General features: G+C 33.7%; 19 protein-coding genes. 8 read left to right on the forward strand and 11 right to left on the reverse strand.

The annotated features are described in order from the left end of the window. Positions 1–106: 106 nt before the first annotated feature. Together Q9Q97_RS06540 and Q9Q97_RS06545 are read right to left on the reverse strand one after the other, a co-directional pair. Positions 107–733: a hypothetical protein gene (locus tag Q9Q97_RS06540; RefSeq protein ID WP_306155771.1), complete on the reverse strand. Its 627-nt coding sequence runs from the start codon at positions 731–733 to the stop codon at positions 107–109. Between the two features lie 97 nt (positions 734–830). Further along, complete coding sequence (locus Q9Q97_RS06545) at positions 831–1,286, reverse strand: GAF domain-containing protein (RefSeq protein ID WP_306155772.1); 456 nt, start codon at positions 1,284–1,286, stop codon at positions 831–833. 70 nt (positions 1,287–1,356) lie between these two features. Between Q9Q97_RS06545 and xrtF the strand changes: the two genes are divergently transcribed. From xrtF to Q9Q97_RS06575, 6 genes are all read left to right on the forward strand, one after another. Further along, on the forward strand, positions 1,357–1,893 hold the full coding sequence (gene xrtF, locus Q9Q97_RS06550) for an exosortase family protein XrtF (protein WP_306155773.1): 537 nt from the start codon (positions 1,357–1,359) through the stop codon (positions 1,891–1,893). Further along, positions 1,883–2,329, forward strand: a complete 447-nt coding sequence (locus Q9Q97_RS06555) for an exosortase F system-associated protein (RefSeq protein ID WP_306155774.1) — start codon at positions 1,883–1,885, stop codon at positions 2,327–2,329. The genes xrtF and Q9Q97_RS06555 overlap by 11 nt, the downstream gene beginning before the upstream one ends. A 45-nt stretch (positions 2,330–2,374) precedes the next feature. Continuing rightward, positions 2,375–2,773 carry a hypothetical protein gene (locus Q9Q97_RS06560; RefSeq protein WP_306155775.1) on the forward strand — a complete coding sequence of 133 codons (399 nt, stop codon included), beginning with the start codon at positions 2,375–2,377 and terminating at the stop codon, positions 2,771–2,773. 118 nt (positions 2,774–2,891) lie between these two features. Beyond that, positions 2,892–4,898: a TonB-dependent siderophore receptor gene (locus Q9Q97_RS06565; protein WP_306155776.1), complete on the forward strand. Its 2,007-nt coding sequence runs from the start codon at positions 2,892–2,894 to the stop codon at positions 4,896–4,898. 34 nt (positions 4,899–4,932) lie between these two features. After that, positions 4,933–5,274: a heavy-metal-associated domain-containing protein gene (locus Q9Q97_RS06570; RefSeq protein ID WP_306155777.1), complete on the forward strand. Its 342-nt coding sequence runs from the start codon at positions 4,933–4,935 to the stop codon at positions 5,272–5,274. Between the two features lie 133 nt (positions 5,275–5,407). Beyond that, positions 5,408–6,088: a DedA family protein gene (locus tag Q9Q97_RS06575; protein WP_306155778.1), complete on the forward strand. Its 681-nt coding sequence runs from the start codon at positions 5,408–5,410 to the stop codon at positions 6,086–6,088. A 210-nt stretch (positions 6,089–6,298) separates the two neighbouring features. On the opposite strand, the gene rodA is transcribed toward Q9Q97_RS06575, so the two are convergent. The 6 genes from rodA to purH all read right to left on the reverse strand — a co-directional run bounded on the left by rodA (position 6,299) and on the right by purH (position 13,588). Next, positions 6,299–7,534, reverse strand: a complete 1,236-nt coding sequence (gene rodA, locus Q9Q97_RS06580; RefSeq protein ID WP_306155779.1) for a rod shape-determining protein RodA — start codon at positions 7,532–7,534, stop codon at positions 6,299–6,301. 18 nt (positions 7,535–7,552) lie between these two features. Next, positions 7,553–9,538 carry a penicillin-binding protein 2 gene (gene mrdA / locus Q9Q97_RS06585; protein ID WP_306155780.1) on the reverse strand — a complete coding sequence of 662 codons (1,986 nt, stop codon included), beginning with the start codon at positions 9,536–9,538 and terminating at the stop codon, positions 7,553–7,555. Next, positions 9,535–10,041, reverse strand: coding sequence for a rod shape-determining protein MreD (locus Q9Q97_RS06590; protein ID WP_125723313.1), 507 nt, complete (start codon positions 10,039–10,041; stop codon positions 9,535–9,537). Before Q9Q97_RS06590 ends, mrdA begins: the two co-directional genes overlap by 4 nt. Continuing rightward, on the reverse strand, positions 10,034–10,864 hold the full coding sequence (gene mreC, locus Q9Q97_RS06595) for a rod shape-determining protein MreC (protein WP_125723314.1): 831 nt from the start codon (positions 10,862–10,864) through the stop codon (positions 10,034–10,036). Before mreC ends, Q9Q97_RS06590 begins: the two co-directional genes overlap by 8 nt. A 112-nt stretch (positions 10,865–10,976) precedes the next feature. Continuing rightward, positions 10,977–12,005 (reverse strand): rod shape-determining protein, encoded by a 1,029-nt coding sequence (locus Q9Q97_RS06600; protein WP_008466528.1) that lies wholly within the window; start codon positions 12,003–12,005, stop codon positions 10,977–10,979. Positions 12,006–12,061: 56 nt separating this feature from the next. Then, positions 12,062–13,588: a bifunctional phosphoribosylaminoimidazolecarboxamide formyltransferase/IMP cyclohydrolase gene (gene purH / locus Q9Q97_RS06605; RefSeq protein WP_306155781.1), complete on the reverse strand. Its 1,527-nt coding sequence runs from the start codon at positions 13,586–13,588 to the stop codon at positions 12,062–12,064. Between the two features lie 164 nt (positions 13,589–13,752). Between purH and Q9Q97_RS06610 the strand changes: the two genes are divergently transcribed. Together Q9Q97_RS06610 and Q9Q97_RS06615 are read left to right on the forward strand one after the other, a co-directional pair. Then, on the forward strand, positions 13,753–15,000 hold the full coding sequence (locus Q9Q97_RS06610) for an ABC transporter permease (protein ID WP_306155782.1): 1,248 nt from the start codon (positions 13,753–13,755) through the stop codon (positions 14,998–15,000). A gap of 89 nt (positions 15,001–15,089) precedes the next feature. Continuing rightward, positions 15,090–15,977: a cupin-like domain-containing protein gene (locus Q9Q97_RS06615; RefSeq protein ID WP_306155783.1), complete on the forward strand. Its 888-nt coding sequence runs from the start codon at positions 15,090–15,092 to the stop codon at positions 15,975–15,977. Between the two features lie 223 nt (positions 15,978–16,200). Here the strand turns inward: Q9Q97_RS06615 and accD are convergent, their stop codons facing one another. The 3 genes from accD to Q9Q97_RS06630 all read right to left on the reverse strand — a co-directional run bounded on the left by accD (position 16,201) and on the right by Q9Q97_RS06630 (position 20,862). After that, positions 16,201–17,055 (reverse strand): acetyl-CoA carboxylase, carboxyltransferase subunit beta, encoded by an 855-nt coding sequence (gene accD / locus Q9Q97_RS06620; RefSeq protein WP_111367748.1) that lies wholly within the window; start codon positions 17,053–17,055, stop codon positions 16,201–16,203. A 105-nt stretch (positions 17,056–17,160) separates the two neighbouring features. After that, positions 17,161–18,228 (reverse strand): class II fructose-bisphosphate aldolase, encoded by a 1,068-nt coding sequence (fbaA, locus tag Q9Q97_RS06625; RefSeq protein WP_229354528.1) that lies wholly within the window; start codon positions 18,226–18,228, stop codon positions 17,161–17,163. Positions 18,229–18,288: 60 nt separating this feature from the next. After that, positions 18,289–20,862 (reverse strand): BamA/TamA family outer membrane protein, encoded by a 2,574-nt coding sequence (locus Q9Q97_RS06630; protein ID WP_306155784.1) that lies wholly within the window; start codon positions 20,860–20,862, stop codon positions 18,289–18,291. Between the last annotated feature and the right edge of the window lie 15 nt (positions 20,863–20,877).

Here is a 20,877-nt window from a genome sequence, read left to right on the forward strand (position 1 = left end):
GTATGTCATACAACTTTTGTAAGACGGGTGCAAAATTAGATTAAAAAAACAGAAAAATCAAAAAAAAATAAAAGAATCTAAAAATAAGGAGTTAAGAAATTCTTTTTTAATGATTTGAAGCCGATTTTTTAGCAACTTCTTTTCCTTTTGAAGGGTAAGAATAACTTATATTGTTTTCATCTGTTTTTGTTCCAGAAATTAGAACACCCTTTTCGTATTTTTCAATAAAAGTAACTTTGTTCAAAGTATCCGTTCCTTGCCAGATGCCTTGTTTCAGCCCATCTTTGATAGTTCCTTTTTGTGTTGTAAATCCTTCGGTTCCTTCATATTCTCCATTTCCATCGGTAACAATCTGCTCTTTATTTTCATTCCAAAAATTTAAAAGCAATGTTTGAGATGTTTTGGTTTTCGGATTCCAAATATTCTGTTTTTCAGACTTTTTAATTTGGTTCTCATACCAATTGATTTCTTTTCCTTCTTTATGATCATCTTTGAAATTGATAACAGCTTCTTTTGATCCGTTTTTAAAAAAGTAAATAAACTCGCCGTCTTTTTTCAAAATATCGCGATCCAAAGTGCAACCTGTCATTTTCTTTCTTCCGTTCTTGTAAAAGTCAGTCACAACATAGCGTGCGCTTACTTGCGAATAGTTTGTAATTACTCTGGTATAAGCATGATTTTCTGGCTTGCATTCACGATTTAAAGAGTCTAGAAAGATCTTTTTTGAAACCATGTTAATTTGCGCAGACAGACTAACTGAAATTAGCAGAAGCAAAAATATGAAGATGTTCCTTTTCATTCAGTTCTATTTTCTATTAAAAATAGTTTATCTAGAATAATTTAGCAACTTCTTGATTCACAAATTCTAAAAATCTTTCGTCAGCTTCTGTAAACGGATCAATAACGTGGCTGTCAATATCTATTTGTCCGATGTTTACTCCATTTACAAAAAGAGGCACAACAATTTCTGATTTCACAGTTAAACTGCAAGCAATATAATTGTCTTGTGCTTTAACGTCTGGCACGACAAAATTGGCATTGCTTTCTGCCACCTGACCGCAAATTCCTTTCCCAAACGGAATAACAGTATGATCGGTTTCTGCGCCAACGTAAGGCCCTAAATGTAAAGTTTTAGTGTCGTGATTGGCAAAATAAAAACCAACCCAGTTGTAATACTCTACGTTTTCGTTTAAAAGCTGGCATACTGCCAATAATTTTTCGTCTCTATTTGCTTCATTACCAGCGATAATTGCGCTTATTTTTGGTTGTAATTCTTGAAATGTCATAATGTAAAAATTTATACAAAAGTATTTAAAGCTAAACTTAAAAAATACATAAATTTGAAAAAAAAATCTCTTGAAAAAATATTTAATCCAGTTTAAGCCATTCTTGATTTTTGTAAGCATCTTTTTCCTCACTTATATTGTGCTTACACTGCTTTATAAGTTTTATTTAAACAGTTATCAAGTCGAAGATCTTGACGGAGTAACGATGCTTTCTGGCAGAAATTCAGAGCAATTGCTAAAACTGTTTAATTACGATGTCATAATTCAGAAAAACTCTCAGAATCCATGGCAGGATATTATTTTAAATGGAAGATATATTGCCCGCATTACTGAAGGATGTAATGCTGTAAGCGTAATGATACTCTTTGTGTCATTTGTAGCCGCTTTTTCGGGAAATTTAAAAAAGACCTTATTGTTTATATTCTTAGGACTTATATCTATTTATGTTTTGAATGTCATAAGAATTTCTCTTCTGATTGTTCTTGTGTATAACTTTCCGCAATATACCCGATTTTTGCACGGAACTTTCTTTCCTTTAATGATTTACGGATATGTTTTTGTTTTATGGATTTTCTGGATTAATAGATTTTCAAAATATGCTAAATAAATTAAAAGAGAATAAATTTCAAATCTTTACCGCAATTGTTGTGGTAATAGGTCTTGCTTTAATTAGAACATTTGAAAATAAATTGTTTTACGATCCTTTTCTGGTATATTTTAAGGCCGATTTTCATTCAATTCCTTATCCTGAAGTAGATACTTTAAAACTTTTCTGGGGACTTTTTCTGCGTTATTTTTTAAACTCGGTATTGTCTCTTTTACTGATTTATGCTTTGTTTCAAAATCGCGATATTTTTAAATTCAGCTTGTTTGTATATGCTTTCTTTTTGGTTGTTCTTTTAACTTCATTTTTTATAATACTCCAATTTTTTCCAGATGCTGGCTGGCTTCTTTTTTATGTAAGGAGATTTATAATTCAGCCTATTTTGGTGTTATTATTTATTCCTGGGTTTTATTATCAGCTACAAAAAGCTAAAAAATAACATTTGTTTTAGTTTTTATCGACAGTTTTTGAATAGCTTTGCAGTATGAATTTGAAAAAGTGTACAGGCCTATTTTTAGCGTTCCTTTTATTGGTTTCCAATATTGGGTTTGCTTTTGATGTACATTATTGCGGAGGACACATTGCTTCGGTTTCTTTAAAAACTACAGCAGAACCCGTAGTTGAAAAGAAATGTTGCGGTTCTAAAGAGAAAAAGAATTCTTGCTGCAAAGACAAAGTTGTTCATTTCGAAAAAAAATCAGATGATGCAACAATCAAATTCTTCTTTTTTCAATTTGCTTTTCCAGCAGTTACACAAGATTACAAACCTCTTGTCTTTTTAGAACTTCCAAGTTTCAAAAAGAAAGAAGTTCTTTCGTATTATGCTGATGCGAATGCACCCCCCTTATTTAAATTATACCATCAGTATATTTTCTATTCCTGATTTTAATGTTAAGATGCGCTGCAAGTCTTGATTAAGGCTTTGCGTTTACATTTTATTGCTTTTTGCTTTGCGCAGAATGCAAGAATGTAATTCTATTTCAACATTAAAATCATTTTTTATGCAAAAAAATATAATGCTTTTTGTAGCATTTATGCTTTCTGTATCGGTATTTTCACAAGAAGATCTAGACGAAGTAAAAATTACAAAAAAGCAAAAAGGAATTAAAAAATCCTATACGTTAACAGCCAATACTTCTGTGATTACTAGTAAAGAACTGCTTAAGGCAGCATGTTGTAATCTTGCTGAAAGTTTTGAAACCAATCCGTCAATCGATGTTAATTTTTCTGATGCTTTAACAGGAACCAAACAAATCAAAATGCTTGGGCTTACTAGTCCGTATTTAATGATTACAGAAGAAAATATTCCTTCCGTTCGAGGTGCTTCTCAAGCCTACGGATTGTCATTTACTCCTGGAACTTGGATCGAAAGTGTTCAGATTACTAAAGGAGCGGGAAGTGTTATAAACGGTTACGAAAGTATATCAGGTCAAATTAACACAGAACTTTTAAAACCATTAAGCGATATTCCTTTCTTTTTAAATGCTTACGGTTCGACCGATTCTCGTTTTGAATTGAATACGCATTTTAATAAAAAACTTTCAGATAAATGGGCAACAAGTTTATTTGTTCACGGAAATACACGTGTAGCAAAAAACGACATGAACAATGATGGTTTTCTAGATAATCCATTAGGAAAACAAATCAATGTTTTAAATCGTTATCAATATTATAATCCAGAAAGCGGTTTAGTTAGTTTTATCAATTTCAGATATATGAATGATAAAAAACAAACTGGAGAAGTAGATTTTGATAAAGATCGTGATCGCGGAACAACCAATTATTGGGGATCTGAAATTAATACAGAACGTTTTGATGTTTCAACAAAAATCGGTTATGTATTTAAGGATATGCCGTACCAAAGTATCGGGTTTCAAAATGCTTTTAATAGTCATAAGCAAGATTCTTATTTTGGTTTAAATCAATATGATATCAAGCAAAACAGCTTTTATTCTAATTTGATCTTCAATTCGATTATAAACAATACGATGAATAAGTTTACAACTGGTTTGAATTTTTCTTACGATCAATATCAGGAGTTTGTAAACTTGACAGACGTAAGCAGAATTGATAATTCGGTTGGTGCTTTCTTCGAATATACTTATGACAATACAGATAATTTCAGTTTGATTTTGGGAGGAAGGATTGACAATCACAACCGATTGGGGTTTTTTGTAACGCCAAGATTGCACATGAGATATAATCCTTGGAAAAATGGAGTGCTTCGTTTTTCTGCAGGAAGAGGAAAACGTTCAGCTAACATTTTTGCAGAAAACCAACAGCTTTTCGCCAGTTCAAGAACTTTTTCAATTTTAGATTCTAATGGAAAAGTATACGGTTTAAACCCAGAAATTGCTTGGAATTATGGAGTGAGTTTTTCGCAGAAATTCAAAATATTTGGCAAAAATGCAGATGCAGGTTTTGACTTCTACAGAACCGATTTCCAAAATCAGGCAGTTGTAGACGTAATGCAAAGTCCACAGCAAGTTTTATTTTATGATTTGAAAGGAAGTTCTTTTGCTAACAGTCTTCAAGTGGAATTTAACTACGAATTAATTCATAACTTGAATTTGAGAACGGCTTATAAATACTATGACATTCAAACCGATTATTTAAGAGGAACATACCAGCGTCCGCTTCAAGCAAAACATCGTTTCTTAGGGAATTTAGAATACGAAACAACTATGAATGACGATAAGCAATGGAAGTTTGATTTTACCTATAATTGGTCAGGAAAACAGCAGTTGCCTTATACGGCATCGAACCCAGCAGAAGATCAATTTCCTAATTTTTCTCCAGCTTATGCGGTAATGAATGCGCAAGTAACACGTGTTTTTTCTTCTGTTTTTGAAGTGTATATAGGAGGAGAAAATATTGGAAATTACAAACAAGAAAAAGCAATTTTAGGAGCAAATGATCCTTTTGGACCTAATTTTGATGCATCAATAGCATACGCTCCAATTTTTGGGCAAATGTATTATGCAGGATTACGATTTAAAATCAAATAAAGAATAATTTCAATAACGATAAATAATAGACAAAATGAATAAAATAGTTTTAATCGCCATGATGATGTTTTTAGGTTTTTCAGCTCAGGCTCAAACCAAAAAAAATAAGAATTTAAAATATGCAACCGAAGTAAACGGAAACTGCGAACAGTGTAAGAAAAGAATTGAAAAAGCAGCTTATGGTGTGCCGGGAGTAAAAACGGCAAGCTGGGATGTGAGTTCGCATCAGCTTTCGGTTATTTTAAACGAAGAGAAATGTTCTCCGTCAGATTTAAACAAAGCAATTGCTAAGGCTGGTCATGATACTAAGGAAGTTAAAGCAACAACAGAAGATTATGACAACTTGCATAGCTGTTGCAAGTATGTAAGAGAATAGTGTAAAGTGAAGCCCAGACAAATAGTTTGGGCTTTTTTTAATAGTTAATTTATGTTTAAAATACCGCATTTTATTGTGGTTAAAGTAAATTATTGTTACTTTCACAAACTATAAAGATAACCAATCTCGTTTTATGAATAATTTTGAATGGACCCAGTTATTAAACCCTGAATTTTATATTACTTTAAGTGTCGGAGGTTTTCAGATTGGGTTGTTTATTGTTCTGTTTATAGTTTTTGCTGAAACAGGACTTTTTGCAGGTTTTTTTCTGCCTGGAGATAGTTTGCTTTTCTTAGCAGGTATCTACAGCCGTGATTTAATTGAGAATGTTGCCTATATCCCAAATGATTTTTTAAATGTATTTCTGCTTGCTACAGCAGTTGCTATTATGGGAGTTTTAGGAAATATGACAGGTTATTGGTTTGGTGCAAAAAGTGGTTATTATTTATTTAAAAAAGAAGATTCATTCTGGTTTAAGAAAAAATATCTGCTTCAATCAAAAGACTTTTTTGAAAAGTACGGTGGAAAAGCAATTATTTACGCGCGCTTCTTGCCAATTTTCAGAACGTTTGCTCCAATTGTTGCCGGAATCGTTTCGATGGACAAAAAGAAGTTTATGTTTTATAATGTCTTAAGTTCTTTCCTTTGGTCATTCATATTGATTTTTGCAGGACATTATTTATACGGCGTGTTCTTAAAACAGGGAATAGATTTAAAGAAACATATCGAATACATTATTATCATTATCATTATCATCTCTACTTTCCCAGTTTTAATGAAATTATTAAAAAAGAGACCAAGCGAGAATATTTAAAAGAGAATTCAAATTCATATAAAAACAAAAATCCGAAGTGCAAGCTTCGGATTTTTTTATGTATAATATCGATTATTAAAATATAAATGTGGAGTTGTCTAAGTAAATATCTTTTGACTTCTACAGCTTCAAAGCTTTACGAAAGAAGCTCTAGGAATAACCTCAGAACCTTAGCATCTTAGTCCCTCAGCAGCTTAGTAGCTCAGAAATCTACCATTCATTCACTTTATTAGCATCCATTTTAAGGAAAATAAACAGCAAAATAGTGAATCCCCAAAGTCCAGAACCTCCGTATGAAAAGAAGGGTAGAGGAACCCCGATTGTTGGAAAAATTCCTATTACCATCGCAATGTTTACAAAGAAGTGTATAAAGAGAATTGCGGCGACACAGTAGCCATAAACCCGACTAAACTTTGTCTTCTGTCTTTCTGCTAAATAAATTACTCTAAGTAATAAGCTCACGAAAAGTAAAATAACCACAAAAGAACCAGCAAATCCCCATTCTTCACCAACGGTTGTAAAGATATAATCGGTGTGCTGTTCAGGTACGAATCCTCCTTTTGTTTGTGTTCCTTCTAGGAAACCTTTTCCGATCCATCCACCAGATCCAATTGCAATTTCAGATTGATTCGTATTGTATCCAATACCTTTCATGTCTACAGTTTTACCTAGTAAAATATTGAAACGGTCTCTGTGGTGCTGTTTAAAAACGTTATCAAATACATAATCTACAGAAAAAACAAATCCTGAGATTAAAACTAATAAGATACCACTTAAAATAATATTTCGATCGACTGCTCTGCCTTTAAAATGTATGATTGCCAAAACCACAAAAGCCATTATAATAACAGCATAAGGTTCTAAAACCAAAGTAAGGACAAAGAGAACAATAGTTATAAAGGCGGTCCAAACATACCAAGAAGGCAAACCTTCTCTGTACAGAACAAGAATAAAAGCACTATAAATTAACGCACTTCCAGGGTCTGGTTGTGGTAAAATCAATAATACTGGCAAGAGCATAATGGCTAAAGCCTGAATCTGCCTGTTGGTTTCTTTTAGGTTAATTTGCGTATCACTTAAATATTTGGCTAAAGCCAAAGAAGTAGCCGCTTTTGCAAATTCAGAAGGCTGCAATGTAAAACTTCCTATAGCATACCAGCATCGTTGTCCAGCAATTGTTTTTCCGAAGAGAAATAATCCTGCTAGAGACAATAAAGAGACTCCAAATATAATGCTGGCATATTTTTCGTAAAATTTACCATCAACAAAAAGTACAACAAAGATCAAAGGAATTGTACAGCAAATAAAGATAAGCTGTTTCTGATAAGTACCGTCTGTTGACAATAAAGAAGACGAATAGATATTCAGCCAACCTAAAGTTACCAGCGCAATGTAGATAAAGACACTTATCCAATCAATATTATTTTTTACACTTTGATTTTTCATTTGAAGTAATCTTCTTTCTTAGTTTTTCTTAGTTGTGTCTACTGCTGTTTTTTTGGCTTCTGGTTTCGGAACAACTGGTTTCGGAACAACTGGTTTCGGAACAATGATTTTGGCTCTCAAAACAGAATCTTTTGGAACAGATTCTATAATACTTGCCGGGTTTGGTGGCGCCACTTTTGCGTATTCTGCTGCCAAACTTTTATTTAAAACTCTAATTTCTAAATCGGTTCTTGTGATTTTTTTTCTCAAATATTTTTCAATCATCAAACTTGCTATCGGTCCAGCTACAGTTGCACCAAAACCTCCATTTTCGATCATCACAGCAATGGCGATTTTCGGGTTATCTTTTGGAGCAAATGCCACAAATATAGAGTGGTCTTTAAGCTGTGTTCTTTTGCCGTTAATTTTGGCAAAGTTCTCTGCTGTTCCCGTTTTACCGCAAATATCAATCCCTTCTACTCTAAGCGAGTAAGCAGTACCTCGATTATAAACATCAAAAAGACCGCTTATGATAGGAGTAAAATATTTTTGGTCAATTGTTGTAACATGTTTTGTTGTAAACTTAGGATCAATCTTTTCGCCTTCAATTTTTTTAATAATATGAGGTGTATAATAATAACCTTGATTAGCTATTGTTGCCATCATATTAGCAAGTTGAATTGGCGTCATCAAAACTTCTCCCTGTCCAATGGCATTAGATACAATTGCAGTACTTCTCCAGCCGCCGTTAGGGTAAATTCTTTTATAGGTTTTAGAAGTCGGAATATTGCCTCGTTTACCAGTTGGCAAATCGTAACCCATAAACTGACCTAACCCAAAACTTTTTACGTGATTGCTCCAAATATCTACAGCAGCGCCTGGCTTAGTGTATTTGTTTATCGTTCTCATATAAGCGGTTGCAAAATAAGTATTACAAGATTGATAAATTCCTCTATGCAATTGCAATTGTCCACCGCTACAGTGACATCTCATAAAACGGCCACGCGCGTAGCTAAAACCATGATGGCAGGAAACACTAAATTTTTCTTCGTCTATTACACCTTCTTGAAGTGCAACCAAACCGGTTAAAATTTTAAATGGAGAACCAGGAGGATACTCTGCTAAAAGTCCTCTGTCATACAATGGTTTTGCAATAGAATCGTTGTATAAAAGCGTATAATTTTTAGATCTTTGGCGTCCTACTAAAATTCCAGGATCATAAGAAGGAGCGGTAATTAATGAAAGAATTTCACCTGTTTTAGGTTCAATAGCAACGATTCCGCCTCGCTTGTTAATCATTAATTCTTCGCCATATTTCTGAAGTTCGGCATCGATAGTTAAGTTAATGTCTTCTCCAGCAACAGCGATCGTGTCATACTTTCCGCTTTTGTATGAGCCTATTTCTCGGTTGTACTTGTCTTTTTGAATGTATTTTACGCCTTTAATACCGCGTAGAATTTCTTCATAACTTTCTTCTACACCTTGTCTTCCAATTAAATCTCCACTATTATAGTATGGATTTTTTGCAATTTGGCTTTCATTTACTTGTGTAATAGAACCAAAAATATTGGCGCCATAATCTACTTCGTAATCACGAAGAGATCTTTTTTGGAAATAGAATCCATCATATTTTCTGATTTTCTCTTGAAAAGCAGCAAATTCATTCTTGTTCAATTGAGACAAAAATACAGAAGGAAGTCTAGGACTATAAACTTTTGCTTTTTCGATACGTTTGTGGTAATCTTCTGGAGTAATATTTAAAAGTGAACAAAATTCAGTAATATTAAGGTCTTTTTTTACTTCTCTCGGAATAACCATGATGTCATAAGAAGCCTGATTCGCAACAAGAAGTTTTCCGTTACGATCATAGATGTAGCCTCTTTCTGGGTAGTCATAGACCTTTTTTATCGCATTATTTTCAGATTTTAATTTAAAAGAATCATCAATAATCTGCAGGTAAAAGATTCTGATCACTAGCAAAGATGCTGCAATAATAATTATAGTGGGCAGCAAGACTTTTCTCATCGTTTATTGGGCTTAATAAGATATATTATTATTATAGAGGTGATTATCGTAAAGATAGAGCTAAATAAGGTTCGGAGCAAAATGTCCCAGATAAATTTGAATTGAAATGCTTCTAAGACAAATAATACAATATGATGCATTAAGACCGAGACCAGTATAAATGAAAATCGCTCTGGGGTTAAAGATTCGTTTAGTTTAATAGTTTGATATTCATAACTCAAACCAAAAGAAAATTTGAAAATATAAGGTCGGTAATAAGCTAAAATAACACAGGCAGTAGCATGTATACCGCCAGAATTACAAAACATATCCATTATTAATCCTAAGAAGAAGCTAGAAATTATTAATCCTGCTTTATTACTGTTTACAGGGTATAAAATGATATACAAGATATACGGAAAAGGACTTATGTATCCTAAGAAATTCATGTTGTTGAAAATAACAACCTGAATTGCCAGTAACATAATAAATCGAAAAATATTTACCAACAAAGCGCTATTCATCTTTCTCTTTGCTTTTGTTTTCTAAATTAATAAGCTCTTCTCTTCCTTTGCTTTTAATGATATAAACGTGTCCCAAATTGGTCATGTCGTTAAACAATTTCACTTTTATAACATAAAAACTTGTACCTTCTTTTTTGTACACAATATCAACCGTTCCGATATTAATTCCTTCAGGGAAAATTACAGATTGTCCACCAGTAACAATCGTATCGCCTTTTCTGATAGAAGCCAATCTAGGAACATCTTCCAGTTGTACATATCCTGTGCTTTTTCCGTTCCACGTTAATGAACCGAAATGATTTGATTTTTTGATTTTCGCATTTATGTGCGATTTCATATTCAAAATACTAACCACAGTGGAGTAGTTTGGCGAAGTATTGTCGATAACACCAACAATTCCTAAACTATTGATAACTCCCATGTCTTGTTTTACTCCGTCTTTGCTTCCAGAGTTCAAAGTGATATAGTTCTCGTGTGTGCTGTATGAATTATGAATAACTTTAGATACAATAATATCCGAAGGTTTTACACCTTTAATACTGTCAGGAGTAGGCGGTTTTGTAGTGTCTTCTTTGTTGAATAAAAGACTTTTTAATCTTGCGTTCTCAAGTACAAGTTCGTCGTTTTCTGCTCTTAAATTCAAGTATTCGTTAACACGATTGATTCTTTCGTAAACACCTCCGCTTAAAAAATTTGCCGAACTGATTACTCTGCTTCTGTGAAAGGAATGTGATTGAATTGTGAGTCCTAACGATATACCTAAAAGCAGCAAAAACAGCAATCGATTACTGTTTCTTATAATGAAATTAAATATTTGCTGCATTTCTTGTCTGGTTATTTTGTTTCAGGATATGCTTAAAGGTTTCAGTTTTTACAAGGGTCAAATATTGAAAATTTGACCCTTATAAAAGTAAATTGATTGTTATTTTTAAATCTTATTTGATTAAGATGCTCTTAAATTTTGCAATGTTTTTAAGGGCCATTCCTGTTCCTCTAACAACTGCTCTTAACGGATCTTCAGCAATATAAACTGGTAAATCTGTTTTTTGAGAAATACGTTTGTCAAGACCTCTTAACATTGATCCACCACCAGCTAAATAAATACCAGTGTTGTAGATATCTGCTGCTAACTCTGGAGGAGTCTGAGATAATGTTTCCATTACCGCATCTTCAATACGCTGAATTGATTTATCTAAAGCTTTTGCGATTTCACGGTAAGAAACATCTACTTGTTTTGGTTTCCCTGTAAGCAAGTCTCTACCTTGAACTGACATATCTTCTGGCGGACCATCTAAATCTTCGATAGCCGCTCCAATTTGAATTTTAATTTTCTCAGCAGTACTTTCTCCAACAAAAAGGTTGTGCTGTGTACGCATGTAGTAAACGATATCATTTGTGAAAACGTCACCTGCAATTTTTACAGATTTGTCACATACAATTCCGCCCAAAGCGATAACCGCGATTTCTGTTGTACCACCTCCGATATCTACAATCATGTTACCTTTTGGCTGCATAATGTCAATACCAATACCAATTGCCGCTGCCATTGGCTCATGAATCAAGTAAACTTCTTTTCCGTTTACTCTCTCACAAGATTCCTTCACCGCTCTCATCTCCACTTCAGTAATACCAGAAGGAATACAAACAACCATACGTAAAGCTGGAGTAAACATTCTTTTTTTCAATGCAGGAATACTTTTAATGAACATATTGATCATTTTTTCCGAAGCATCAAAATCAGCGATTACACCATCTTTCAAAGGCCTTATAGTTTTGATGTTTTCATGTGTTTTACCTTGCATCATGTTGGCTTCTTTACCAACAGCAATGATTTTGCCTGATACTCTATCACGTGCAACGATAGATGGACTATCAATGACAACTTTATCATTATGAATGATTAAAGTGTTTGCGGTTCCAAGGTCTATCGCAATATCCTCGGTCATGAAATCAAAAAATCCCATAAGTTTTTTAGGGGTTTAAAATGTTATAAATTATTTATCGAACAAAGTTAAACAAATTAATGTTTAAAATGACGAGTTCCTGTAAATACCATTGCAAGATTATTTTCATTGCAATAATTTATACTTAATTCGTCTTTAATCGAACCTCCAGGCTGAATTACAGCAGTTATTCCTGCTTTTTTAGCCAATTCTACACAATCCGGAAATGGGAAAAATGCATCACTTGCCATCGAAGCTCCATTTAAATCAAATCCAAAAGCTTTTGCTTTGTCAACAGCTTGAATTAAAGCGTCAACTCTTGAAGTCTGACCTGTACCTGATGAAATCAATGTTCCGTTTTTAGCAAATACAATAGTGTTTGATTTTGTATTCTTGCAGATTTTAGAAGCAAAGATCAAATCTTCGATCTCTTGAGCAGTAGGTTCTGTAATTGTAACGGTTTTTAAATGCTCTTTATTATCCGTAATATTATTTCTGTCCTGAATTAACAAACCATTAAGACAAGTTCTTACTTGGCGAGCAGGTAATTCTACTTCATTCTGAACTAGAATAATACGATTTTTCTTCTCTTGTAAAACTGTAACTGCTTCATCATCATAAGCTGGAGCGATTACAACCTCGCAGAATAATTTGTTGATTTCTTGCGCTGTCTCTAAATCAATTTTAACATTTGAAATTAAAACACCTCCAAAAGCAGAAGTAGGATCGCAAGCTAAAGCTGCTAAATAAGCTTCGCTGATCGTTTTTCTAGAAGCCAATCCGCAAGCATTGTTGTGTTTCAAAATGGCGAACGTTGGTCCGTCAGTTTTAAATTCAGCAATTAAATTAACTGCAGCGTCAACATCTAGTAAATTGTTGTATGATAATTCTTTTCCGTGAAGTTTTTGGAACATAGCATCAAAATCTCCAAAGAAGAATCCTTTTTGGTGAGGGTTTTCACCATATCTTAAAACTTGACCGTTTGCAATACTTTCTTTGTAAATAGTCTCATCTGTATTGAAGTAATTAAAAATAGCTCCATCATAGTGAGATGAAACGTGGAAAGCTTTAGTAGCAAACAATCTTCTGTTTTCTAAAGTTGTTGCTCCGTCTTGCTCTGTAATCAAATCTAAAAGTAAGCTGTACTCGTTAACAGAAGCTACAATTACAGTGTCTTTGAAATTTTTTGCACCAGCACGAATTAATGAAATACCACCGATATCAATTTTTTCAATAATATCTTGTTCGCTTGCTCCAGAAGCAACTGTTTTTTCAAAAGGATATAAATCAACAATTACTAAATCGATTTGAGGAATATCAAATTCCTTCATTTGCTGAACATCACTTTCATTATCTTGACGATTTAAAATACCACCAAAGATTTTTGGATGTAAAGTTTTTACTCTTCCGCCTAAAATTTCAGGAAAAGAAGTGATATCTTCAACAGGAACTACCGGAATACCAAGGTTTTTGATGAAATCTTCAGTTCCTCCAGTTGAATAAAGTGTTACATTTTGTTCGTGTAATTTTCTAACAATTGGTTCTAATCCATCTTTAGAAAAAACAGAAATTAATGCCGATTGTATTTTTTTAGTTGTGCTCATTGTGTAGTTATGATTTTCAGACTGCAAAAGTAGTTTTTTTATATATTATTTTAAAGTAATTAGTGTAACAATATGCTAAAAAAATCTACTGATGAGTAAGTTAACTTTTATTAGGTTTTTGAATTTAAATTATTGAATTTTACTTTATTGAAAAATACAAAAATATGATCGTTTATCTAAGATTATTAAAAGAAAGCCTGAGCTTCGCCATCAATGCTTTACGGAATAATAAATTGCGCACCTTATTGTCGCTTTTAGGCGTAACTATCGGTATTTTTTCAATTATCGCTGTTTTGGCTGCGGTTGACTCTTTAGATAAAAAAATTACTAAAGATTTGAGCAGTTTAGATAAAAATACAATTTATTTAATGAAATTCAGCTTTGGGCCGTCTGAAATTCCACAATGGAAGCGAGAGCAGTTTCCAAACGTGAAATATGATGAATATGTCGGGCTTAAAAATTCGATGAACGACACCGATCAAGTGGGGTATCAGCTTTTTGTAAATAGAGAAAGTTTAAAGTATGATTCTAAAACAGTCAGCGATGTCAATATTATTCCTGCGTCAAGCGAAATGGTCGATATTGACGGTGTGAGTTTTGATAAAGGCAGATTTTACAACGAATCAGAATCGAACTCTGGAACAGCTGTTATTGTTCTGGGTTACGATATTGCCGATGGACTTTTCGGAACAAGTGACCCGATTGGTAAGAACATCCGTCTCTACGGACAGCGATTTACAGTTATTGGTGTAATGGCAAAACAAGGAGCAGGATTTTTTGGAGACAGTAACGATACTTCGGTTTATATTCCAGCTAATTTTTTAAGAAGAATGTACGGAGACAGCGATGCAATGACGCCTGTAATTGTTTTGAAACCCGAAAAAGGAGTTGATATGGATGCGTACAAAGCGCAAATTGCCCAGAAACTTCGAGCAATCCGCGGAATGAAAGCAGGAGAAATGGATAATTTCTTTATAAATGTACTTTCTGGATTTACCGATTTTATCGATGGAATTTTAGGACAGATGAATTTTGTAGGTTGGGTAATCAGTGGATTTTCTCTTTTGGTTGGCGGTTTCGGAATTGCCAATATTATGTTTGTTTCGGTGAAAGAAAGAACCAATCTTATCGGAATTCAAAAATCATTGGGAGCAAAAAATAAATTTATCTTATTCCAATTTTTGTTTGAAGCTGTAATTCTTTCTGTAATTGGAGGAATAATAGGTCTTTTAATGGTTTGGGGAATTGCTTTTGCCTTAACTAAATTGCTTGACTTCGAATTTGTTCTTAGTTTAGGGAATATCATTTTAGGAACTGGCTTAGCAGCGCTTATCGGTTTAATTTCGGGAATTCTACCGGCAATTTCTGCCGCAAATTTAGATCCGGTAGAAGCAATTCGAACAGGAATGTAATATTGCTTTTGTGTTATTTTACTGTAAATTTTGTTGGGTCGGAATAATTAGATAATTTTGATAGGTTAAGAATTTAAACCATTAAACAAATGAGCTTTAACCTTAGATCTGTCGATACTGTTGAGTCTATTTCTAGAGAAGATTTCAAAAGAAATTATTTAGACAAAAAGAAGCCCTTAATTATAAAAGGACTTACCAATGACTGGCCTGCAAGGGAGAAATGGTCGACAGAATATTTTAAGGAAATTGCTGGAGAAATTGAGGTGAAATTGGTTGATAATTCTAAAGCTGATCCCTCAAAAGTAATTAATGCTTCAATTGCCAGTATGAAATTTGGCGAATACTTAGATCTTATAAAAAGAGAGCCAACACAACTGCGTATTTTTTTCTTCAATCTTTTTAAACACAGGCCAGAACTTATTAATGATGTAAAAGTTCCAAAAGAATTAATGGGAGGTTTTATAGAAAGCATGCCTGCAATGTTTTTTGGAGGTTCTAAGGCTATTACGTTTCTGCATTACGATATTGATCTGCCGCATTTGTTTCATACCCATTTTGGAGGAAGAAAGCATATTATCTTATTTGATAATAAATGGAAAAAAAGATTGTATTGTCTTCCAAATACAACCTACGCTTTAGAAGATTACGATGTAGCTAATCCTGATTTTGAAAAATTTCCTGCTTTAAAAGGAGTAGAAGGGTACGAAGTTTTCTTAGAACACGGAGACACATTATTTATGCCAACAGGAATGTGGCATTGGATGCGTTATATTGACGGCTCTTTTTCATTGACACTACGCGCGTGGGATCAGTCGGTATCTCGAAAAATAGCGAGTGTCTGGAGCTTATTTATGCATGGCGCAGTAGATAGCGGTATAAAAGTGGTTTTTAGAAAACGTTATGCTGTTTGGCGCGAAAAATTAGCTTATAAAATTGCTGAAAAAGAATTGAAAAGAGATTTGAAGAAAGCGGGGTGATAAAGAATGGACTTTTATTTCCTGCAAGGTTTTAAAAACCTTGTAGGTATTTATGAATTCATCTCAAAAATATTCATTCATATTTACTCTATACTATTCCTAAAAGGTTTTCAAAATATTCAACGGAAACTTAAATAACCTTACATTACTTATATGGTTAAAAACAAAAAAATCCCAAGAAACAATTTTTCTTGGGATTTTCTATTTTGAATAGTTTTTAAAACTATCGAATATCATTATTTTGAATCAAATCGATATATAAGTTGATCTTATCTTTCAATTCTTTTCTAGGCGTGATAAAGTCTAAGAAACCGTGCTCTAAAAGAAACTCAGCAGTTTGGAAACCTTCTGGTAAATCTTTTCCTGTAGTGTCACGTACAACACGAGGACCAGCAAAGCCAATCAATGCGCCTGGCTCAGATATGTTGATGTCTCCTAACATAGCGTAAGATGCAGTTGTTCCTCCAGTTGTTGGATCTGTACAAAGAGAGATGTAAGGCAATTTAGCTTCAGCTAATTGAGCTAGTTTTACAGAGGTTTTTGCCAATTGCATTAAAGAATAAGCAGCTTCCATCATACGAGCTCCGCCAGATTTAGAAATCATTACAAAAGGCAATTTGTTTTTGATCGCGTGATCAATACCTCTTGCGATTTTTTCTCCTACTACTGCTCCCATAGATCCACCGATAAAAGCAAAATCCATACAGCAGATTACAAGTTCTCTTCCTTTAGATTTTCCTACTCCCGTACGTACAGCGTCTTTAAGATGAGTTTTTTCCATTACGTCTTTCAAACGATCTGCATATTTTTTTGTGTCCACAAAATGCAGAGGGTCTTTAGAAGTCATGTTTTTGTCTAACTCAACAAATTCGTTGTTGTCGAATAAAATTTCAAAATAGGTTGCGCTTCCAATTCGAACGTGAAAATCATCTTCAGGGCTTACGAATAAATTTCTTGCTAATTCGTCAGCATCAATAATTTTTCCAGTAGGAGATTTGTACCACAATCCTTTCGGAACGTCCATCTTATCTTCTGTAGCGGTCGTAATCCCTTTTTCTTGTCTTTTAAACCAAGCCATTTCTTTTAGTATTCAGTGTTCAGTAATAAAAATTTCAGTGTTCAGTGGTATTCAGTTTTAAGCATTCAAAACAGAACGCTTAAAACTGTAAACTGAATACTTTTATTATAACGTGTTAACGTTATTTAAGTCAGCAAAAGCTTGCTCCAATCTTGCGTTGAAAGTTACTTCGCTTTCACGTACCCATCTTCTTGGGTCGTAGTATTTTTTGTTAGGAACATCAGCACCTTCTGGGTTACCGATTTGTGATTTTAAATAGTCAAGATTTTTAACCATATAATCACGAATTCCTTCAGTGTATGCAAATTGTAAATCTGTATCAATGTTCATTTTGATAACTCCGTAGCTAATTCCTTCTCTGATTTCTTCAAGAGTAGAACCTGAACCTCCGTGGAAAACGAAATCAACTGGATTGTGTCCTGTGTTGAATTTGTTTTGTACGAAATCTTGAGAGTTCTTTAAGATTTTTGGAGTTAATTTTACGTTTCCTGGTTTGTAAACACCGTGAACGTTTCCGAAAGCAGCAGCAATTGTAAATTTAGGGCTTACTTTAGATAATTCTTCGTAAGCGTAAGCTACTTCTTCTGGCTGAGTATATAATTTTGAGCTGTCAACATCAGAGTTGTCAACACCATCTTCCTCACCACCTGTAATACCAAGTTCGATTTCCAATGTCATGCCCATTTTGCTCATTCTAGCTAAATATTCTTTACAGATCTCGATGTTTTCTTCGATTGGCTCCTCAGACAAATCGATCATGTGAGAACTGAATAATGGTTTTCCTGTTTCTGCGAAGTGTTTTTCAGAAGCATCTAATAAACCATCAATCCAAGGTAAAAGTTTTTTTGCACAGTGGTCAGTATGTAAGATTACAGTTGCACCGTAAGCTTCTGCCAAAGTATGAATATGTTTTGCTCCCGCGATTCCTCCTGCGATAGCTGCTTTTTCACCTGCATTTGATAACCCTTTTCCAGCGTTGAATTGTGCTCCACCGTTAGAAAATTGAATGATAACTGGCGCGTTTAGTTTTGCTGCAGTTTCAAGAACTCCGTTAATTGTGCTAGATCCAGTAACGTTTACTGCTGGAAGAGCAAAACCCTTCTCTTTCGCATAATTAAAGATCTCTTGTACTTGATCTCCTGTAGCTACTCCTGGTTTAATGTTGTGTGCCATTGTACTTTTTTTTATAGTTGTTTTTAGTTTTTAGGTTGCAAAAATAAGAATTAATTAGCATTAGAACGGATAATTTATACCAAAATTTAAAACCGAGTGCCCAAAATTGTATTCTTTAAACCATCGGTCTCCCTTCTCATGCGCCGGATTATAAGTCTTAAAGCCTAAATCTAAACGAATCACAAAAAAGCTCAAATCGTATCTTAAACCGAATCCGGTACCTACAGCAATTTCTTCTAAATCGTTTAAGTTGTCAAATCTTGCCTTCGGATCTATGACATTATCGAGCACATTCCAGATATTTCCGGCATCTGCAAAGAGCGCACCTTTAACATCGCCAAAAATTTTAAATCGATATTCGATACTAGCGGCAATTTTCATATTGGCCTCATTAAAGTCATTTACGGCATTCGTACTTCCCGGTCCCAAAGCATAAGGTTGCCAAGCACGGTTGTCATTGGAACCCCCGCCATAATAACTTCGTGAAAACGGAATGTAGTTTGAATTTCCAAACGGAATCGCAATTCCGAAGAAGCTTCTTACGGCTAATACTTTTTCTTTTCCAAAATCCCAGTGTTTGATGTAATCAAATTCAGTTTTAATATATTCTGAATATTCTAAATTGAAGATCTCATAGTTTCCTCTTGCATTCTTTGGAAGATTTCCAATCTCAGAAACTGCAGAAAGCAAGGTTCCTGCCGACTCAATTTTTGTTCTAAATTGATAGAAATTATTATCAGCCAAATCCTTTTTTGTTGTTTTCGTAAAAGAATAGCTTGTCGCTAGAATGAAATCATTTTCAGTCAGACGAACTCTTCTTTCTTCGATACTTTCAACCTCTTGGTACTGAGAGTCTGCAGGAGTTAAGGCTGTTTGTCCAGTCAATACGTCTCTCGTAAATCCCGTTGTTCCTGTAGGTATAGTTAAATCTTTTCTCTCTTGTTCTTCTGGGGTAGTTCCCCAGTTAGAAAGGTTAGTATTGTAATCTTTTCCAATACCATTCAAATCATCATAAGAAGAAGTATAAACTCTAAAATAATTATCTGGATTTAAGTTGCGAACAAATTGCGCATTTAACAATTCCAGTTTTGCCGTGTTATGACGTTTTGGAGTCCAGTTGTATGAAATACCTCCTGTAAAGTTTTCTTTGTCTAGACCAATATTTCGCTGTTTGGAAAAACCAGACGACACAGAAGTGTACGGAATCATACTCTTGGGAATGATTTTTTCTGTTCCAAACGGCAGTAAAATTCTCGGGAAATTCAGTTTTAAATCTAAACCATATTCAGAAACGTTAAAGAAATTATCGTTCGGATTGGCCATATCTCTGGATGAACCCACGTTTAAACGAGCCGAAATTTCTAAAGTTTCTGCACGGTTAAACACATTTCGAATAGTCTCAGAAACACTGGCTCCAATTCCGAAATCTTGAATGTTAGAATGCGTTACGTCAAGAGTGGCCCCAAAGCTGTATTTTTTTCTTGGCGTTAGATAAACATTCGCAATAAGAGATTGGGCTGTAGAATCTCTTTTGTCAACTTCATATTGAATAGAAGGATAATTGAAAATTCTTAAATTATTTAAATATCGAGAAGATAGAGTAGTTCTAAAGTCCGCAAAAGTGCTTCCTTTTGTAATGAAAATAGCATCTGTAATAGCGCGTGGTCTATATTTTAAGGTCTTGTAGCTATATAAATTAAAGTTGTTGTACGTTACACTGTCTGTTGGTTTTTTCTTAGCATTCGCAGCAGAATAATCAGTGTAGATATTTACATCGCTAATCTTATACAATTTAAAAGGTTCTGTACGGCTAGAATCTCTTTCTTGAATACTATTATTATTAATAATTAAAGTAACATCTGCTTTGGCTTTTTTACCGATAGTGTCAATGTCAAAAGTTACATACGTAGGCTGAAAATAGTAAGCCCCATGATTTCTGAAATAGGTTGTAATACGGTTTTTTTCTTCTTCAAAATCTGAAGTTTTATATTGATTTCCAGACTTTAATAAAGAAGGATCATTATTAGTTTGATATAATGAGTCTAATGCCGGAGTCATTATTTTGGTTCTGATGGTATCCAGTTTATAAGCCGGTCCAGTAGTAATATTATAATTAATTGCGGCTCTCTTTTTTCCCACCGTATCAATAGTATAATCGGTTTGAACATTAAAAAAGCCATTATTGAAATAATAGTATTTTAAGCGTAATAATGATTTTTTAGTTTTTGAAGTGTCAATTATTACAGGCGGTTCACCAGTATTTTTTAGAAACTCATGAATCCCTTTATAATAAAAAGATTGTCCCAAACGATCTACTTGCTTTGCTGAGAATATTTTAGACATACGCTCATACTTTTCAGGATTGTTTTTAAATTTTGCCTGATAAGTAGAATCTGGATTTAAATTGGCTAAATTGTATAAATTTAATCGAAGTTTGTAACCCAATAATTTACCATTTGGTTTTTGGTACATTTGGTTAGAAGCCGTTTCATCGTTTGTTGATTTTCCGTTAACCAAAATATTATTTTTTACAAGAAGGTTTTTTCCATCGGGAACTCTTTTTACGGCATTACAAGCGCAAATTAATATTGCAATTAGAAGAAATGCTATTATTTTTGTGGAATTATTTTTCAAGTGTTTTTTAATATT

It is taken from the genome of Flavobacterium sp. DG2-3, from assembly GCF_030730925.1.
GTDB lineage: Bacteria > Bacteroidota > Bacteroidia > Flavobacteriales > Flavobacteriaceae > Flavobacterium.

Excerpts from the sequence above, each read along its gene's own strand:
- Q9Q97_RS06540 (WP_306155771.1), bottom strand. The coding sequence starts at position 733 with ATGGTTTCAAAAAAGATCTTTCTAGACTCTTTAAATCGTGAATGCAAG.
- Q9Q97_RS06545 (WP_306155772.1), bottom strand. The coding sequence starts at position 1,286 with ATGACATTTCAAGAATTACAACCAAAAATAAGCGCAATTATCGCTGGT.
- Q9Q97_RS06555 (WP_306155774.1), top strand. The coding sequence starts at position 1,883 with ATGCTAAATAAATTAAAAGAGAATAAATTTCAAATCTTTACCGCAATT.
- Q9Q97_RS06560 (WP_306155775.1), top strand. The coding sequence starts at position 2,375 with ATGAATTTGAAAAAGTGTACAGGCCTATTTTTAGCGTTCCTTTTATTG.
- Q9Q97_RS06565 (WP_306155776.1), top strand. The coding sequence starts at position 2,892 with ATGCAAAAAAATATAATGCTTTTTGTAGCATTTATGCTTTCTGTATCG.
- Q9Q97_RS06570 (WP_306155777.1), top strand. The coding sequence starts at position 4,933 with ATGAATAAAATAGTTTTAATCGCCATGATGATGTTTTTAGGTTTTTCA.
- Q9Q97_RS06575 (WP_306155778.1), top strand. The coding sequence starts at position 5,408 with ATGAATAATTTTGAATGGACCCAGTTATTAAACCCTGAATTTTATATT.
- rodA (WP_306155779.1), bottom strand. The coding sequence starts at position 7,534 with ATGAAAAATCAAAGTGTAAAAAATAATATTGATTGGATAAGTGTCTTT.
- mrdA (WP_306155780.1), bottom strand. The coding sequence starts at position 9,538 with ATGAGAAAAGTCTTGCTGCCCACTATAATTATTATTGCAGCATCTTTG.
- Q9Q97_RS06590 (WP_125723313.1), bottom strand. The coding sequence starts at position 10,041 with ATGAATAGCGCTTTGTTGGTAAATATTTTTCGATTTATTATGTTACTG.
- mreC (WP_125723314.1), bottom strand. The coding sequence starts at position 10,864 with ATGCAGCAAATATTTAATTTCATTATAAGAAACAGTAATCGATTGCTG.
- Q9Q97_RS06600 (WP_008466528.1), bottom strand. The coding sequence starts at position 12,005 with ATGGGATTTTTTGATTTCATGACCGAGGATATTGCGATAGACCTTGGA.
- purH (WP_306155781.1), bottom strand. The coding sequence starts at position 13,588 with ATGAGCACAACTAAAAAAATACAATCGGCATTAATTTCTGTTTTTTCT.
- Q9Q97_RS06610 (WP_306155782.1), top strand. The coding sequence starts at position 13,753 with ATGATCGTTTATCTAAGATTATTAAAAGAAAGCCTGAGCTTCGCCATC.
- Q9Q97_RS06615 (WP_306155783.1), top strand. The coding sequence starts at position 15,090 with ATGAGCTTTAACCTTAGATCTGTCGATACTGTTGAGTCTATTTCTAGA.
- accD (WP_111367748.1), bottom strand. The coding sequence starts at position 17,055 with ATGGCTTGGTTTAAAAGACAAGAAAAAGGGATTACGACCGCTACAGAA.
- fbaA (WP_229354528.1), bottom strand. The coding sequence starts at position 18,228 with ATGGCACACAACATTAAACCAGGAGTAGCTACAGGAGATCAAGTACAA.